This is a genomic window from Micromonospora sp. WMMC415 (genome assembly GCF_009707425.1).
In the GTDB taxonomy this organism is placed as follows: Bacteria; Actinomycetota; Actinomycetes; order Mycobacteriales; family Micromonosporaceae; genus Micromonospora.
This window is the reverse complement of the sequence record NZ_CP046104.1, coordinates 4231428-4247433: the sequence shown is the minus strand read 5'-3', so window position 1 is coordinate 4247433 and position 16006 is coordinate 4231428. Positions and strand designations below refer to the sequence as shown.

Here is a 16006-nt window from a genome sequence, read left to right as displayed (position 1 = left end):
GACAAAAGTCAGATGCGCGTGGGACAGCGGCACGTACGCGCCAGTCACCGATCCCGGAAGCGGCGCCGGCCCGGCAGGCGACCCCCGTACGGCGATGCCCGGTCGGCCGGCCGGCCGGCGCGGAGGGCCCGCACCGGCGGGTACGGTGCTCGCCGTGACCGCAGCCGATCACCCATCCGCCGCCGACGGGCCCGTCGCCGTCCTCGCCAACCCCACCGCCGGCCGGGGACGCCACCGGGGGCTGCTGCCCCAGGTGCTGGAGCGGCTCGCGGCCGCCGGGCGGCCGGTGCGGGTGCTGGACGCGCGCAGCGCGGTGCAGGCGCAGGCGGCCTGTCACGAGGCGGTGGGGGAGGGGGCGTCGGCCCTGGTCGCGGTCGGCGGCGACGGCACCGTCCACCTGGCCCTGCAGGCGGTGGCCGGTACGTCCGTGCCGTTCGGTGCGGTGCCGGCGGGAACCGGCAACGACTTCGCCGTCGACACCGGCTTCCCGGCCGACCCGCTCGCGGCGGCCGACCTGATCGCGGCGGCGGTGCGCGAGAGGCGGTCCCACCCGGTCGATCTCGCCCGGATCGCCGCCGCCGACGGCACCCACCGCTGGTACGGGGCGGTGCTGGCGGCGGGCTTCGACGCGATCGTCAACGAGCGGGCCAACCGGATGCGCTGGCCGCGCGGCCCGCGCCGCTACGACCTGGCGATCCTGCTGGAACTGGCCCGGCTGCGGCCCCGCCGCTACACGCTGCGCCTGGACGGGGAGACCCACGAGACCGACGCCGTCCTGGTGGCCGTCGGCAACTGCCCCACGTACGGCGGCGGTATGCGGATCTGTCCCGCCGCCGACCCGACCGACGGGCTGCTCGACGTCGTGGTGGGCGGGCGGTTCGACCGGCGCACCCTCATGCGGGTCAAGCCACGCATCTACGAGGGCACACACGTCGAGCACCCGCTGGTGCGCAGCTACCGGGCGCGGACCGTGGAGGTGGCCGCGGAGGGCATCACCACGTACGCCGACGGCGAGCGGGCGATCGACCTTCCGGTGACCATCACCGCGGTGCCGGGTGCGGTGCGGCTGCTGCGCTGACCCGGACCGCGCCGACACTGGCCGCGATCACCAGGCCGATCGCCAGCACCTCGGCGACGGTCAACGCCTGCCGCAGCACCAGCCAGCCGGCCAGCGCGGCGATGGCCGGACCGAGGCTCATCAGCACGGCGAAGGTCGCGGTGGGCAGCCGGCGCAGGGCGAACAGCTCCATGGTGTACGGCACCACCGAGGAGAGCAGCGCGACCGTCCCGCCCAGCGCCAGCACCACCGGGTCCAGCAGTGCGGCACCGGCGTCGGCCACCCCGATCGGCAGGGTGAGCAGGGCGGCGACGGTCAGCGCCAGGGCCAGGCCGTCGGCGCCCGGGAAGCGGCGCCCGACCCGGGCGCTGAGCACGATGTAGGCCGCCCACATGGCGCCCGCGCCGAGCGCGAGAGCGGCGCCGACCGGGTCGAGCCGGTCGAAGCCGCCCTGGCCGAGCAGCGCCACCCCGGCGAGGGCGAGCAGCGCGCAGGCCCAGCTGGCCGCACGGCGGGCGGTGAACACCGACAGCGCCAGCGGGCCGAGCACCTCCAGGGTCACCGCCGGGCCCAGTGGGATGCGTTCGATGGCCTGGTAGAACAGCGAGTTCATGCCGGCCAGCGCCACACCGAACGCGGCGGCCGCCGCCCAGTCGCCCCGGCCGTGCCCGCGCAGTCGGGGCCGGCACACCGCCAGCAGCAGCACGGCGCCCACGGTCAGCCGCAGCGTCACCGCCCCGGCGACTCCCGAGCGGGGGAAGAGCAGGGCGGCGACGGCCGACCCGAACTGCACCGACAGCGCCCCGCCGAGCACCAGTCCCACCGGGCCGAGGCCGCCGCGCGGCCGGGTGGGGACGTGGCCGGGCGTCGGCCGGTCGGGGAGCAGCGTGTCGGTCACACCTCCGACGCTAGGAGCCGCCGGCGGCGTACGGAAATGCCGGTCCGGGTCTGCTTATGCTTCCAGGTCATGACCGTGGAGCTGCGTCACCTGCGGGCCTTCCTCGCCATCGCCGAGGAGGGCAGCATCACCCGCGCGGCGGTGCGGCTCCGGGTCACCCAGCCCGCGCTGTCCCGCACGCTGCGCCAGCTCGAAAACCACCTCGGCGTACGCCTGGTCGACCGCTCCACCCACCACCTGGAGCTCACGGGCGTGGGCCGGGCGTACCGCGACCGCGCCGCCGCGGCGGTGGCGGGCGTCGACGACGTGCTCGACCCGCTCCACGTCGGCGGCCGGCCGGTCCGGCTCGGGCACGCCTGGTCGGCGCTGGGCGAGCACACCGTCGCCCTGCTGCGCCGGTGGCGGACCGCGCACCCGGAGACACCGCTGGAGCTGCTGCGCATCGACGAGCGCAGCGCCGGCCTGGCCCAGGGCCGGGTCGACGTCGCCGTGCTGCGGCAGCCGGTCGACCTGCCCGGTGTGCGGGCGCTGCGGCTGCTCTCCGAACCGCGGCTCGCCACCGTGCCCGCGGACAGCCCGCTGGCCGGGCGGGCCAGCCTGACCCTGGCCGACCTGGTGGACCAGCCGATCGCGGTGAACGTCGAGACCGGCACCACCACGCTGGACCTGTGGCCCGCCGGCCACGCTCCCACCGCCGTGGTCCAGGTCGCCAACACCGACGACTGGCTGGCGGCGATCAGCGCCGGCCGGGCCGTGGGGGTGACGACCTCGGCGACCGCCGCCATGTACCCCAGCCCGGCGGTGGCCTACCTGCCGTTGACGGACGCTCCGGAGGTGACCGTCCTGCTGGCCTGGCGCGAGCCGCCCGGCCACCCGGCCGTTCCCGACCTGGTGGCGCTCGCCGGGGAGACCGTGGGCGGGTGAGCGCCCGCCGGGGCCTCGGGCGACGCCGCCGCAGGGGCCAGCGGCCCGGTGCGCCGCCGCCGACGTCGACGCGAGCAGCAGCCCGGCTCCGGTCCGGCCGCTGCCGGCGCGGGCCTCAGCCGGGGCCGGCCAGGTCGAGCACCGCGCCGAGGCCGTTGCGGCGGCCGGCGTCGGCGGCCGGGAGCACCAGCACCGCGCAGCCGGCGGCCACCGCGCCGGCGTCGGCCGGGGTGTCGCCGACCATCAGGGCGCGCTCCGGGTCGACGCCCAGCATCCCGCACGCCCGCAGGAAGATCCCCGGGTCGGGCTTGCACCGGCCCACCTCGTACGACAGGGCGAACGCGTCCACGAGGTCGGTGAGGTCCCAGGCGTCGAAGAGCGGCCGGATGTCGAACCCGATGTTGCTGACCACGCCCACCCGTACCCCGGCGGCCCGCAGCGCGGCCAGCGTGGGTGCGGTGTCCGGATACGGCACCCAGCCCTCGGGCACCAGCAGCCGCTCGTAGAGCGCGTCGGCGAGCCCGTCGATGCCCGCGTCGACGGTCGCCGCGAGACCGGTGTACGCGCCACGGTGTGCGTGCGGGTACAGGTCCCGGTCGGCCCACAGCTCGGCCAGCGCGGGCGGCACCCGGGCCGGCAGCGGGCCGCCGGCCCGCCCGGCGGTGAGCAGCCGGTCGGCCAGCGCGGTCGCCCGGACCCGGTCCAGCGTCACCCCGCACGCCGAGGCCGCCGCGGTCACCCAGTCGCGGGCCTCCTCCACCTGGGCGAGGGTGCCGTGGAAGTCGAAGAGCACCCCGTCCACGGGCCGGCGGGACGCCGCGCGGTCGTCGGCGCTGCCCGGGGCGGGTGTCTGGGCGGGTTCGGTACGGTCCGGCACGCCGTGCACCCTACCCATCGCCCCGGAGGGCCCCGGACCGGACGGCCTTGTCGGGTGTCCGGCGACGGCACGCACTAATCTTGGTCACATGTCGAGCCCCGCCGAGCGGTACGCCGCGGCGCGCCGCCGGGCCGCGCAGGCCTCCCAGTTCCCCGCGCTGGGCGAGTTCGCCCTCGACCTGGGGTTCGACCTCGACGACTTCCAACGGGAGGCGTGTCAGGCGTTGGAGCGCGGCAGCGGCGTGCTGGTGTGCGCGCCCACCGGCGCCGGCAAGACCGTGGTGGGCGAGTTCGCCGTCCACCTGGCGCTGCGCGGCGGGCCGGCGGCGTCCGGCGGGGGCGCCGAGGGTCCCGCCCAGCGGAAGTGCTTCTACACCACGCCGATCAAGGCCCTGTCGAACCAGAAGTACCACGACCTGGTCGACCGCTACGGCGCCGAGCAGGTCGGGCTGCTCACCGGCGACAACGCCATCAACGGCGACGCGCCCGTGGTGGTGATGACCACCGAGGTCCTGCGCAACATGCTCTACGCCGGCTCGACCACCCTCGAGGGCCTGGCGTACGTGGTGATGGACGAGGTGCACTACCTCGCCGACCGGTTCCGTGGCGGCGTGTGGGAAGAGGTGATCATCCACCTGCCCGCCTCGGTCACCCTGGTCTCGCTGTCGGCGACGGTGTCCAACGCCGAGGAGTTCGCCGACTGGCTGGTGACCGTACGCGGTGAGACGGCGGTCGTGGTCAGCGAGCACCGGCCGGTGCCGCTGTGGCAGCACATGCTGGTCGGCAAGCGGATGTTCGACCTGTTCCACGACGCCGACGCCGCCCGCAAGCACGACGTGCACCCGGAACTGCTGCGCTACACCCGGGACACGGTGCGCCGGCTCGAGCTCGGCGAGGGGCGCAGTGCCGGGCCGGGCGGGGGTCGCCGCGGGCCGCGCTGGCGGGGGCCGCTGCGCCCGGACATCGTCGACCGCCTCGACCGGGAGGGCCTGCTCCCGGCCATCCTGTTCATCTTCAGCCGGGCCGGCTGTGACGCCGCCGTGCAGCAGTGCCTCGCCGCCGGGCTGCGGCTCACCAACCCGGAGGAGCGGGCGGAGATCCGGCGGGTGGTCGAGAGCCGGGTCACCGCGATCCCCGGCGAGGACCTGTCGGTGCTCGGCTACTGGGAGTGGCTCGACGGGCTGGAGCGGGGCCTCGCGGCGCACCACGCCGGCATGCTGCCCGCGTTCAAGGAGGTCGTCGAGGAGCTGTTCGTCCGTGGCCTGGTGAAGGCGGTGTTCGCCACCGAGACACTCGCGCTGGGCATCAACATGCCGGCCCGGTGCGTGGTCCTGGAGCGGCTGGTGAAGTACAACGGCGAGGCGCACGTCGACCTCACGCCGGGGGAGTACACGCAGCTCACCGGCCGTGCCGGCCGTCGCGGTATCGACGTGGAGGGGCACGCCGTCGTGGTGTGGTCCCCGGAGACCGACCCCCGGCACGTGGCCGGTCTGGCGTCGACCCGCACGTACCCGCTGCGGTCCAGCTTCCGGCCGTCGTACAACATGGCGGTCAACCTGGTCGGGACGGTCGGCGCGGAGCCGGCGCGGGCGCTGCTCGAGTCGAGCTTCGCCCAGTTCCAGGCGGACCGGTCGGTGGTCGGCCTGGCGCGGCAGGTGCAGCGCAACACCGAGACCATCGAGGCGTACGGCGCGGAGGCGGCCTGCCACCACGGCGACTTCGACGAGTACTTCGCGTTGCGCGTGGCGATCGCCGACCGGGAGCGCGCCCTCGCGCGGCAGGGGCAGACCCAGCGCAAGGCGGCGGCGGTCGCGTCGCTGGAGCGGCTGCGGGTCGGCGACGTGATCCGGGTGCCGTCGGGCCGGCGGGCCGGCCTCGCGGTGGTGCTGGACCCGGCGACCGGCGGCTTCGGCGAGCCGCGCCCGCTGGTGCTCACCCAGGACCGGTGGGCCGGCCGGGTCAGCCCGGGCGACTTCACCACCCCGGCCGAGGTGCTGGCCCGCATCCGCGTCCCGAAGCACTTCAACCACCGCTCGCCGGCCGCGCGGCGGGACCTGGCCGCCGAGGTCAGCGGCACCGGCCTGGATCGGCACGCCGGCCGCCGGGGCGGCCGGTCCCGGCAGGCCACGGGGGACGACGACCGCCTCACCCAGCTCCGCGCCGAGCTGCGGCGGCACCCCTGCCACGCCTGTCCCGACCGGGAGGAGCACGCCCGCTGGGCGGAGCGCCGCCGGCGGCTCGAGAAGGACACCGAGGAGCTTCGGCAGCGGGTGGCCGGTCGGACCGGTTCACTCGCCCGCACGTTCGACCGGATCGTCGCGCTGCTCACCGCCCGCGGGTACCTCGCCCCCGACGGGACGGTCACCGACGCGGGCCGGATGCTGGGCCGGATCTGGACGGAGGCCGACCTGCTGGTGGCCGAGTGCCTGCGCCGGGGCGTCTGGGACGGGCTCAGTCCGGCCGAGCTGGCGGCTGCGGTGTCGGTGGTGGTCTTCGAGGCCCGCCGCGACGTCGACGAGCGGGCGTCGTTGCCCCGGGGCGCGGTGGCCGAGGCGGTCGACGCGACGCTCAAGCTGTGGAGCGAGATCGAGGCCGACGAGGCGGCCCGGGGCCTGGCCGTGACGCGGGAACCCGACCTGGGCTTCGCCTGGCCGATCTACCGGTGGGCGCGGGGCGAGGCCCTGGCGAAGGTGCTCGCCAGCGGGCACGAGATCGACGGCGAGATGCCGGCCGGCGACTTCGTCCGCTGGGCCCGGCAGGTGGTGGACCTGCTCGGCCAGCTCGCCGACTCCGGTGGCGCGTCGGCGGAGGTACGGTCCACCGCCCGGCAGGCCATCGCCGCCGTCAACCGGGGTGTGCTGGCCTACCACGCCAGGGCCTGACCGTCACGCCCCGTGGTTGCCTGCTGGCAATCGACGCATCGCTGCGTCACTGCGGCGGCACCGCGCGAAGTGTCCCGTCATCGATGTTGCGGCTGGTGGGGACGGTCCCCGATCATGGCCGGAGGCGCTAAGTTACGCGCCGGTATCCGGTCTGGGGGGCGACGGGCGTGGCGGAGATCAACCACTTCGAGTACGGGTGGATCACACCCGCCCTGAGTTACGCGCTGTCCGTGCTGGGCTCGTTCCTCGGCCTCGTCTGCGCCGGTCGTATCCGGACGGCGGCCACCGTGGGCCAGCGGGCCTGGTGGGGCACGCTCTCCGCCTTCGCCCTCGGCGGCACGGCGATCTGGACGATGCATTTCATGGCCATGCTCGGCTTCGCGGTCGAGGGCACCCGGATCCGGTACGACGTGCCGATCACCGCGGCGAGCGCCGCCTTCGCCGTGGTGGCCGTCGGCATCGGCCTGGCCATCGCCGGCACCGGGCGGGCGTCCGCGCCACGGATCCTCGCCGGCGGCCTGTTCACCGGCGCGGGTGTCGCGGCGATGCACTACACCGGCATGGCGGCGATGCGGCTCAACGGCCGGCTCGGCTACGACCAGCCGCGTGTCGTGGCCTCGGTCGTCATCGCTGTCGTCGCGGCGACCGTCGCGCTGTGGCTGGCCGTGACGGTGCGTCGCACCCTGGCGCTCATCGCCTCCGCGCTGGTCATGGGCGCCGCCGTGAACGGCATGCACTTCACCGGGATGAGCGCCCTCTCCGTGCACCTGCACGACACCCAGCGCGAGGTCGCCGGCGCGGAGGTGGGGACGCTGCTGGTGCCGATCGTCCTGGCCGTGGTCCTCGTGGTGGTCGGCCTGGTGTACGCGCTGCTCGCCGCCCCGACCGACGAGGACCGGGCGGCGACCGCGTACCTGGACGCCCGCCGGGCGCCGCGGGCGGAGCCGGTCGGAGCGGAGTCGACGGTGACGCCCGACCCGGTGGGCCTACGGGCGCGCTCCACGCTGGCCCGGCCGGGCACCCCGTTCCCGTCCCGCCGGGACCGCGGCCCGCGCTGACCGCCTGGTCGACGCGCCGGCCCGTCGACAGGCCGGCGCACCGGCACATCGGCGGCCCGGCGCGACCGGCGACCCGGGGCCCGGCCCGGTCAGCCGGTGCGGGTGGCGAGGGCGTCGACCAGCCGGCGGGCGGAACCGGCCAGATTCCACCGCTCGGCGAGCTCGAGCAGTCGCTGCGGATCGGCCGGCGCGGACGGCAGGTCGGTGGGCAGGTCGGGCAGCGGCACGTCGAGGGCCACCCGGACCACCTTCGGGGCGACGGCCAGGTAGTCCCGGGCGGCGGCGAGCTTCGTCCGCAGCCCCGGCGCGAAGCCGGAGCCGGGGTCGGCCAGGGCGGCGAGGATGCCGTCGATGTCGCCGTACCGGTCGACGAGGCGGGCGGCGGTCTTCTCCCCGACGCCCGGCACGCCGGGCAGCCCGTCGCTGGGGTCGCCGCGCAGGGCGGCGAAGTCGGCGTACCGGGCGGCGGGCACCCCGTAACGGGAGCGCACGGCGGTGTCGTCGCAGTCCTCCAGTTTGGCCACGCCCCGCCCGACGTAGAGCAGCCGGACACCCCGGGCGTCGTCGACCAGCTGGAACAGATCCCGGTCGCCGGAGACCACCTCGACCGGGCCGGGCTGGGTGACCGACAACGTGCCGAGCACGTCGTCGGCCTCGTACCCGGCGGCGCCGACGGTGGTGATGCCCAGGGCGTCGAGCACGTCGAGGATCACCGGCACCTGCGGGGTGAGGGTGTCGGGCACCACCTCGCCGCCCTCCGGCGCGACCCGGTGCGCCTTGTACGACGGCAGCAGCGCCACCCGCCAGTCGGGTCGCCAGTCGTGGTCCATCGCGCAGACCATCCGGCCTGGCCGCCGGGTGCGGATCAGGGACGCCAGCATGTCCAGGAAACCGCGCACGGCGTTGACCGGCTGGCCGTCGGCGGTGGTCGCGGCGGACTCGGGAATGCCGAAGTACGCCCGGAAGTAGAGGCTGGGCGAGTCGACGAGCATGATCGGGGCTGTCACGCCCGACAGCGTGGCACACCGCACCGACGTCCGGGCGGACGCCGGCGTCGGTGGCGGGTCAGCCCCGGTCCCGGTAGAGGGTGTCCCGCCGGGCCACGTACTGCACCCCGTAACTGGCCAGCAGCAGCAGGAGGGCCACCACCACCTCGACCCAGGCGGCGACGCCGTCGGCGATGGTGAGCCCGATGACGAGCAGCACCAGACCGGCGAGGGCGAGGACACCGGACCAGAGCAGCCGCCGCCGGCGCGTCTCGGCGCGGTCGCTGCCTGCCACGGTCGTCACTCCCTTCGTCCGGTCACGGTCTGTCCCGAGGCTATCGGCGCCCCGGCACCGGCGTGCCGGAACGCGCCAAGGTCGCCGCGCCGGCCGGCCACCGCCGTCGGTGGGGCTGCGGCACCCGCTGCGGACGGGCAGAATCGGCCGGGTGAGTGCGCCGCGTCCCCGCCTGCGATTGACCACGGTCAACCTGGACACGCCCGATCCGGCGGCGCTCGCCCGGTTCTACGCCCGGCTGCTCGGTTGGGAGACCGCCGTCGAGGAGGCGGACGACGTGGTCCTCCGTGCCCCCGACGGCGGGGTGGGCCTCTCGTTCCAGCGGGAGCGCCGCTACGTGCCGCCGACCTGGCCGGCCGAGGCGGGCCGGCAGCAGATGATGGCGCACCTGGAGATCGGGGTCGACGACCTGGCGGCGGCGCAGGCCCACGCGGTCGCCTGCGGCGCGACGGTCGCGCCGTGGCAGCCGCAGGACGACGTCCGGGTCTGCCTGGATCCGGACGGTCATCCGTTCTGCCTGTGGCTGATGTCGTGATCCCGCGCCGACCCGCCCGGCCGCGGCCGGGCTGAGCCGAACGAGCGTTAAGCTGAGCGGGTGGGAATCGACGAGCTGTACCCGCCGGCCCGGCTGGCCGCCGCGCAGCGCGCCACCGCCGCCGCCGGCCTGGACGCGCTGCTGCTCAGCCCCGGGTCGGACCTGCGCTACCTGACCGGCTACGACGCGCACGCCGGTGAGCGGCTGACCCTGCTGGTGCTGCCCGCCGAGGGGGAGCCGACCCTGATCGTGCCCACCCTGGAACGCCCCGCCGCCGAGGCGTCCCCGGCACCGGCCACCGGCGTCCACATCGTCGACCACGCCGACGGCACCGACCCGTACCCCCTCGTCACGGCCGCCCTCGGCGGGCCGGTCGCCGCGGTCGGCCTGGCCGACCGGATGTGGGCGGAGCAGGTCCTGGCGCTGCGCGCCGCGCTCCCGGGCGCGAGCCAGCGGCTCGCCTCCGAGGTGCTCCGCGAGCTGCGCATCCGCAAGTCCCCGGCCGAGGTGGCGGCCCTCGCCGAGGCCGGCGCCGCGATCGACGCGGTGCACGAGCGGATGGGGGAGTGGCTGCGGCCGGGGCGGACGGAGAGCGAGGTGGCCGCCGACATCGCCGCGGCGATCCGGGCGGCCGGGCACGTCACCGTCGACTTCGTCATCGTCGCCGCGGGCCCGAACGGCGCGAGCCCGCACCACGGCACCTCGGACCGGCCGGTCGGCGCGGGCGAGCCGGTGGTGGTGGACATCGGCGGCACGATGCCGTCGGGGTACCGCTCGGACTGCACCCGCACCTACGTCGCCGGCGGGCCCGCCCCGGCGGAGTTCACCGACTACTACGCGGTGCTGCACGCCGCCCAGCGTGCCGCCGTCGCCGCGGTACGCCCCGGGGTCAGCGCCGAGGCGGTCGACGCCGCCGCCCGCGACCTGATCGCCGGCGCCGGCTACGGCGACGCGTTCCTGCACCGCACCGGCCACGGCATCGGGCTGGACGGCCACGAGGAGCCGTACGTGGTGACCGGAAACAGCCGGGCGCTGGAGCCGGGCATGGCCTTCTCGATCGAACCCGGGATCTACCTCGCCGGGCGGCACGGCGCCCGTATCGAGGACATCGTCGTCTGCACGACGGACGGCGTACAACGGCTCAACACCACACCAACGGAGCTCACCGCGCTTTGACATCGTCCACCGCTCTGAAGGGCGGGGATCCCCTCGGTCACCCGTGGGGGTTCCTGCTTCACCGGGTCGTGCCTTCACCGCTTACGCGGGCCGGGTCTTACCGTCCCTCCACAGGCGTTTTACCTCTCCGCCAGCCCGGCGGCGAGGATGTTCCTGGCGGCGTTCACATCTCGGTCGTGTACGGCATTGCAGCCGGCGCACGTCCAGGCGCGGACGCTGAGGGTGAGGGTGGTGTTGATCCGTCCGCATGCCGAGCAGGTCTTGGACGAGGGCAGCCACCGGTCGACGGCGATCAGCGTCCGCCCGTACCAGGCAGCTTTGTACTCCAGCATGCTTCGCAACTGCGACCATCCCGCGTCGGAGATGGCGCGGGCCAGGCTGTGGTTGCGCATCATGTTGCGCACGCTGAGGTCTTCGATCACGACCGTTTGGTTCTCGCGGACGAGTCGAGTGCTCAGCTTGTGCAGCTGATCCCGTCGCCGATCGACGATACGGGCGTTGATGCGGGCGACCTTGAGGCGGGCTTTGGCCCGGTTCGCGGAGCCCTTCTGCTTGCGGGCCAGCGCCCGCTGCGCCTTGGTCAGCTTGCATCGGTCGGCGCGTTCGTGCCGCGGGTTGGCGATCTTCTCGCCGGTGGAGAGGGTTACCAGGCTGGTGAGGCCCGCGTCCATCCCGACCGCGACATCCGTGACAGGCAGGTGTTCGACGGTGGTCTCGACCAGGATGGACACGAACCAGCGGCCGGCGGAGTCGCGGGACACGGTGACTGTGGACGGCTGCGCCCCTTCGGGCAGGGGCCGGGACCACACGATGTCCAGTGGCAGGGCCATCTTGGCGAGGGTGAGGTGCCCGTCCCGCCAGCGGAACGCCGAGCGGGTGTACTCGGCCGACGCCCGGGACTTGCGTTTGGACTTGAACCGCGGATACCGCGCCCGCTTCTCCCAGAACGCCACGAACCCGGTTTGCAGGTGCCGCAACGCCTGTTGCAACGGAACGGAGCTGACCTCGTTGAGGAAGGCCAGATCGTCGGTGCGTTTCCACTCGGTCAGCCACGCCGACGTGTGCACGTATGTGGTGCGCTGCCGGTCTACCGTCCACGCCCGGGTGCGCGCCTCCAACGCCCGGTTGTACACCAAGCGCACACAGCCGAACGTCCGGATCAGCTGTTCGGCCTGCTCCGGCGAGGGATAGAAGCGGTACTTGTATGCCCGCTTCACCACCTCACCCACACCTCACATTCTAACAATCGTCCATACAGAACGATCACTGAAGGGAGGGAGCGGCGTTTCCTCCCGCGCCTCAAGGCGAGGGGATCCACGCCGCGCCCCCGATGACTGTCGACCGGATCCTCCCCACCGACGAGGCCCACGACCTGCTGGACCTCGCCACCGAACTCGCCGACCGGGAACTCGCCCCCAGGGCCGCCGGCTTCGAGGAGCGCGCCGAGTTCCCCCGGGAGGTGCTGCGCACCCTCGGCCGGGCCGGCCTGCTGGGCCTGCCCTACCCGGAGGAGTACGGCGGCGCCGCCCAGCCGTACGAGGTGTACCTCCAGGTGCTCGAGATCCTGGCCAGCCGGTGGCTCGCGGTCGCCGAGGCGGTCAGCGTGCACACCCTGTCCTGCTACCCCCTCGCCCAGTTCGGCACCGACGAGCAGCGCAAGCTGCTGCCCGACATGATCGGCGGGGAGCTGCTGGGCGCGTACTGCCTGTCGGAGCCGCAGGGCGGGTCGGACGCCGCCGCCCTGACCACGAAGGCCGTGCGCGACGGCGACGCGTACGTCGTCACCGGCACCAAGGCGTGGATCACGCACGCCCGCGTCGCCGACTTCTACAACATCTTCTGCCGCACCGGCGGTCCCGGGCCGAAGGGCATCTCCTGCCTGCTCGCCGACCGGGCCACGCCCGGCATCCACCCGCAGGCGGCGGAGCGGACGATGGGCCTGCACGCCTCGCCGGTGGCGCAGATCGCCTTCGACGACGCGCGGGTGCCCGCCGACCGGCTGCTCGGCGGGGAGGGGGCGGGCTTCACCATCGCCATGTCCGCGCTGGACTCGGGCCGGCTCGGCATCGCGGCGTGCGCGGTCGGTCTCGCCCAGGCGGCGCTGGACTACGCGGTCGGGTACGCGAAGGAGCGGCACCAGTTCGGCCGGGCGATCATCGACTTCCAGGGGCTGGGCTTCACGCTCGCCGACCACGCCACCCAGATCTCGGCCGCGCGGGCGCTGATGCTGGCCGCGGCGCGGCTGCGCGACGCCGGCCGGCCGTACTCGATCGAGGCGGCCAAGGCGAAGCTGTTCGCCACGGACGTGGCGATGCGGGTGACCACCGACGCGGTGCAGGTGCTCGGCGGCGCCGGCTACGTCAGCGACCATCCGGTCGAGCGGTACATGCGCGAGGCGAAGGTGCTCCAGATCGTCGAGGGCACCAACCAGATCCAGCGCCTGGTGATCTCCCGCGCCCTGGCGAAGGGCTGACGGAAACCCGGGGGCCGGCGGCCTGCCGACCCCCGGGTTCGCCCTAGGCGGCGGCGCTCCGCTGCTCCATGGGTCGGCGGCGGAGCGTGGGATCGGCCACCGCGGGCCGGGGGAAGGCGGCGTTCGGGCGGTACAGGTCCAGGCCCGGGGGCACGATCTCGTCGATGCGGTCCAGGACGGCGTCGTCCAGCCGGAGTGACGCCCCGGCCAGCAGGTCGTCGAGTTGCCGGCGGGTTCGCGGCCCGAGGATGGCCGAGGTGACGCCCGGGTGGGCGACGGTGAAGGCGACGGCGAGCTGCGGCAGCGTGCAGCCGATGTCGTCAGCCAGCTCGACGAGTTGCTCCACCGCGTCGAACTTCGCGGCGTTCTGCGGATTCGACGGGTCGAACTGAGCCGGCCGCAGCGCGGGACGCCCGGACGAAAGATCGACCGCCTGGTCCCGGCGGTGCCGGCCGGTGAGGAAGCCGAAGGCCAGGGGACTCCAGACGAGGACGCCCATGCCGTACCGCTGGCACACCGGCAGCACGTCGGCCTCGATGCCCCGGGCCAGGATCGAGTACGGCGGTTGCTCGGTGCGGAACCGGTGGAGCGCGCGACGCTCGGCGACGTGGTGCGACTCGACGATCTCCTCGGCGGGGAAGGTCGAGCAGCCGAAGGCGCGGATCTTGCCCTGGCGGACGAGGTCGGTGAGCGCGGACAGCGTCTCCTCGACATCCGTCGTCGGGTCTGGTCGATGGACCTGATACAGGTCGATCCAGTCGGTCCGCAGACGCCGCAGGCTCTCCTCGACGGCCTGCATGATCCACCGCCGGGAGTTGCCACCCCGGTTGACGCCTTCACCCATCGGGAAGTGCACCTTGGTGGCGAGCACCACGTCGTCGCGCCGGCCCTTCAACGCGGTGCCGACGATCTCCTCGGACTCGCCGGCGGAGTACATGTCGGCGGTGTCCACGAAGTTGACGCCCTGGTCGAGGGCGGCGTGGATGATCGCGGCACAGTCGGCATGGTCGGGGTTTCCGACGGCGCCGAACATCATCGTTCCGAGGCAGTGCACGCTCACCTTGATGCCGGTGCCACCGAGCGGTCGGTATCGCATGGTCATGACGGCGGACGGTAGAAGCTGGAGTCGGCTCTAGGTCAAGCTCGCCGCAGCTTCTATGCTCGTCGCCATGTCCGCCGCCTCCCCGAGCCTGAGCATCGGCCAGGTCGCCCGGCGTACCGGGCTGAGCGAGCACACGCTGCGCTTCTACGAGCGGGAGGGCCTGTTCCTCAGCCCGATCCGCCGCAGTTCCCTTGGTCGACGGGTGTACGGCGAGGACGACGTGGAGTGGCTGACGGTCTGCACGATCCTGCGCGCGTCGGGGATGCCGCTGCCGGTGATCCGCCGATACACGGACCTGGTGCGGCAGGGGACCGGCACCGAAGGGGAGCGGCTGGAGCTGCTGCGGGATCACCAGGAACGGGTCCGCGCGCAGGTGAGCCAGTTGGACCGGTGCCTGGACCTCATCCGCTTCAAGATCGGGGTGTACGAGGACCACCTGGGCCGGCAGGTGGCCACCACCGCGGACGAGCGGGAGGCCGGGTGACGGCGGCGGCCGGGCGAACGGCGCTCCCGATCGCAGACCCGGTCCATGTAGGTTGACTGCCGTGGAGGAGATCGACCGTGCCATCGTCGCCGCGCTGACCGCCGACGGCCGGCTGTCGTACACCGACCTTGCGGAGAAGGTGGGCCTGTCGGTGTCCGCCGTGCACCAGCGGGTCCGCCGGTTGGAGCAGCGCGGTGTGATCAAGGGGTACGCGGCCCGCGTCTCCTTCGAGGCGCTGGACCTGCCGTTGACGGCGTTCGTGGCGATCCGCCCGTTCGATCCGTCGCAGCCGGACGACGCGCCGGAGCGGCTGGCCCACCTGCCGGAGATCGACTCCTGCTACTCGGTGGCGGGGGAGGACTTCTACCTGCTGCTGGTGCGGGTGGCCGGCCCGCAGGACCTGGAGCGGGTGCTTCAGGAGATCCGCACGTCGGCGAACGTGACGACCCGTACGACGGTGGTGCTGTCCACGCCGTACGAGAACCGGCCGCCGAAGATCAGTGGCGAGCCGCCGTCTCGGCCGCGGGCCCGGGTGGCGGGGGAGGCGGCTGGTTCCACCGCAGGATGACCTGCCGGCCGTGCTCGTGACCGAGGACGCTGACGGTGGCGGTGTCGAGCCGCAGCCGGCCGCCGGCGACGGGCGGCAGGCCGATCCACCGGGCACCGGCGACGCGCAGGCTGTGCGCGTGGCCGACGAGCGCGACCGGGCCGTGGTCGAGCAGCGGGGTGACCCGCTCGAGGACCCGGTCCAGCCGGGCGGCCACCTGGTCGGGTGACTCGCCGCCGGGTGCGCCGTCGGTCCAGATCGACCAGTCCGGCCGGTCGTCGCGGATCTCGACGGTGGTGCGGCCCTCGTACTCGCCGTAGTGCCATTCGGCGAGGTCCTCGTCGACGCGGGTGCCGGTGAGGCCGGCGAGCTGGGCGGTGCGCAGGGCCCGGGTGCGCGGACTGGTGCGCACCGCGGCGAACCGCCGGCCGGCGAGGAGTTCGCCGAGCGCGCGGGCCTGCCGCTCGCCGTCGGGGGTCAGCGCGAGATCGGTGTACGAGGTGTGCCGGTGGCTGGCGCTCCAGGTCGTCTCGCCGTGCCGGATGAGGAGGATCTCGCCCATTCGTCCAGTCAACCACTCGTTCCGGCAGGTGCGCACCGCGACGCTATCAAACTATCTTCCTAGGATGCCCTACGCGGGGTGCGGCCGGTCACGACGACCCGGCATGTCCACGGCGACGGCGGGAACCCGCTATGGAAGGCCGGACTCGACC

The 16006-nt window shown here is 74.3% G+C and carries 16 protein-coding genes; 9 read left to right on the top strand and 7 right to left on the bottom strand.

Translation table 11 applies throughout. The features are described 5' to 3' along the window. Positions 1 to 145: 145 nt before the first annotated feature. Positions 146 to 1078, top strand: coding sequence for a diacylglycerol kinase (locus GKC29_RS19965; RefSeq protein WP_370463366.1), 933 nt, complete (start codon positions 146 to 148; stop codon positions 1076 to 1078). Here the strand turns inward: GKC29_RS19965 and GKC29_RS19960 are convergent. Next, positions 1041 to 1955 (bottom strand): DMT family transporter, encoded by a 915-nt coding sequence (locus GKC29_RS19960; protein ID WP_155332262.1) that lies wholly within the window; start codon positions 1953 to 1955, stop codon positions 1041 to 1043. The genes GKC29_RS19965 and GKC29_RS19960 overlap by 38 nt on opposite strands. A gap of 69 nt (positions 1956 to 2024) precedes the next feature. On the opposite strand from GKC29_RS19960, the gene GKC29_RS19955 reads away from it, so the two are divergent. After that, positions 2025 to 2879: a LysR family transcriptional regulator gene (locus GKC29_RS19955; protein ID WP_155332261.1), complete on the top strand. Its 855-nt coding sequence runs from the start codon at positions 2025 to 2027 to the stop codon at positions 2877 to 2879. A gap of 115 nt (positions 2880 to 2994) precedes the next feature. Here GKC29_RS19955 and GKC29_RS19950 read toward each other — a convergent pair whose 3' ends face one another. After that, positions 2995 to 3756, bottom strand: coding sequence for an HAD family hydrolase (locus tag GKC29_RS19950; protein WP_196255669.1), 762 nt, complete (start codon positions 3754 to 3756; stop codon positions 2995 to 2997). An 88-nt stretch (positions 3757 to 3844) separates the two neighbouring features. Here GKC29_RS19950 and GKC29_RS19945 point away from each other — a divergent pair, with 88 nt between their 5' ends. Together GKC29_RS19945 and GKC29_RS19940 are read left to right on the top strand one after the other, a co-directional pair. Then, entirely contained in the window at positions 3845 to 6637 is a 2793-nt protein-coding gene (locus GKC29_RS19945; protein ID WP_155332259.1) for an RNA helicase, read from the top strand. Positions 6638 to 6804: 167 nt separating this feature from the next. Next, a complete protein-coding gene (locus tag GKC29_RS19940; RefSeq protein WP_155332258.1) occupies positions 6805 to 7695 on the top strand; it encodes an MHYT domain-containing protein in 891 nt (296 codons plus the stop codon). An 89-nt stretch (positions 7696 to 7784) separates the two neighbouring features. Here the strand turns inward: GKC29_RS19940 and GKC29_RS19935 are convergent, their stop codons facing one another. Together GKC29_RS19935 and GKC29_RS19930 are read right to left on the bottom strand one after the other, a co-directional pair. After that, complete coding sequence (locus GKC29_RS19935; protein ID WP_155332257.1) at positions 7785 to 8702, bottom strand: 5'-3' exonuclease; 918 nt, start codon at positions 8700 to 8702, stop codon at positions 7785 to 7787. A 58-nt stretch (positions 8703 to 8760) separates the two neighbouring features. Then, positions 8761 to 8976 carry a hypothetical protein gene (locus tag GKC29_RS19930; RefSeq protein WP_155332256.1) on the bottom strand — a complete coding sequence of 72 codons (216 nt, stop codon included), beginning with the start codon at positions 8974 to 8976 and terminating at the stop codon, positions 8761 to 8763. A 151-nt stretch (positions 8977 to 9127) separates the two neighbouring features. On the opposite strand from GKC29_RS19930, the gene GKC29_RS19925 reads away from it, so the two are divergent. Both GKC29_RS19925 and GKC29_RS19920 read left to right on the top strand, forming a co-directional pair. After that, positions 9128 to 9511, top strand: coding sequence for a VOC family protein (locus GKC29_RS19925; protein ID WP_155332255.1), 384 nt, complete (start codon positions 9128 to 9130; stop codon positions 9509 to 9511). 60 nt (positions 9512 to 9571) lie between these two features. Further along, complete coding sequence (locus GKC29_RS19920; RefSeq protein ID WP_155332254.1) at positions 9572 to 10687, top strand: Xaa-Pro peptidase family protein; 1116 nt, start codon at positions 9572 to 9574, stop codon at positions 10685 to 10687. Between the two features lie 119 nt (positions 10688 to 10806). Here GKC29_RS19920 and GKC29_RS19915 read toward each other — a convergent pair whose 3' ends face one another. Then, complete coding sequence (locus GKC29_RS19915) at positions 10807 to 11916, bottom strand: RNA-guided endonuclease TnpB family protein (RefSeq protein ID WP_155332253.1); 1110 nt, start codon at positions 11914 to 11916, stop codon at positions 10807 to 10809. A gap of 101 nt (positions 11917 to 12017) precedes the next feature. On the opposite strand from GKC29_RS19915, the gene GKC29_RS19910 reads away from it, so the two are divergent. Then, positions 12018 to 13160 carry an acyl-CoA dehydrogenase family protein gene (locus GKC29_RS19910; protein ID WP_155332252.1) on the top strand — a complete coding sequence of 381 codons (1143 nt, stop codon included), beginning with the start codon at positions 12018 to 12020 and terminating at the stop codon, positions 13158 to 13160. Between the two features lie 43 nt (positions 13161 to 13203). On the opposite strand, the gene GKC29_RS19905 is transcribed toward GKC29_RS19910, so the two are convergent. Continuing rightward, positions 13204 to 14256 (bottom strand): aldo/keto reductase, encoded by a 1053-nt coding sequence (locus GKC29_RS19905; protein WP_155334255.1) that lies wholly within the window; start codon positions 14254 to 14256, stop codon positions 13204 to 13206. Positions 14257 to 14329: 73 nt separating this feature from the next. Here GKC29_RS19905 and GKC29_RS19900 point away from each other — a divergent pair, with 73 nt between their 5' ends. Together GKC29_RS19900 and GKC29_RS19895 are read left to right on the top strand one after the other, a co-directional pair. Next, positions 14330 to 14746, top strand: coding sequence for a MerR family transcriptional regulator (locus GKC29_RS19900; protein ID WP_155332251.1), 417 nt, complete (start codon positions 14330 to 14332; stop codon positions 14744 to 14746). 61 nt (positions 14747 to 14807) lie between these two features. Further along, a complete protein-coding gene (locus GKC29_RS19895; RefSeq protein ID WP_155332250.1) occupies positions 14808 to 15314 on the top strand; it encodes an Lrp/AsnC family transcriptional regulator in 507 nt (168 codons plus the stop codon). Here the strand turns inward: GKC29_RS19895 and GKC29_RS19890 are convergent. Continuing rightward, on the bottom strand, positions 15244 to 15855 hold the full coding sequence (locus tag GKC29_RS19890; protein ID WP_155332249.1) for a histidine phosphatase family protein: 612 nt from the start codon (positions 15853 to 15855) through the stop codon (positions 15244 to 15246). The genes GKC29_RS19895 and GKC29_RS19890 overlap by 71 nt on opposite strands. Positions 15856 to 16006 lie beyond the last annotated feature (151 nt).

What these genes read in the sequence shown, in the direction of transcription:
- GKC29_RS19905 (WP_155334255.1), bottom strand. Translation starts at nt 14,256, where the DNA reads ATGCGATACCGACCGCTCGGTGGCACCGGCATCAAGGTGAGCGTGCAC.
- GKC29_RS19910 (WP_155332252.1), top strand. Translation starts at nt 12,018, where the DNA reads ATGACTGTCGACCGGATCCTCCCCACCGACGAGGCCCACGACCTGCTG.
- GKC29_RS19945 (WP_155332259.1), top strand. Translation starts at nt 3,845, where the DNA reads ATGTCGAGCCCCGCCGAGCGGTACGCCGCGGCGCGCCGCCGGGCCGCG.
- GKC29_RS19890 (WP_155332249.1), bottom strand. Translation starts at nt 15,855, where the DNA reads ATGGGCGAGATCCTCCTCATCCGGCACGGCGAGACGACCTGGAGCGCC.
- GKC29_RS19955 (WP_155332261.1), top strand. Translation starts at nt 2,025, where the DNA reads ATGACCGTGGAGCTGCGTCACCTGCGGGCCTTCCTCGCCATCGCCGAG.
- GKC29_RS19900 (WP_155332251.1), top strand. Translation starts at nt 14,330, where the DNA reads ATGTCCGCCGCCTCCCCGAGCCTGAGCATCGGCCAGGTCGCCCGGCGT.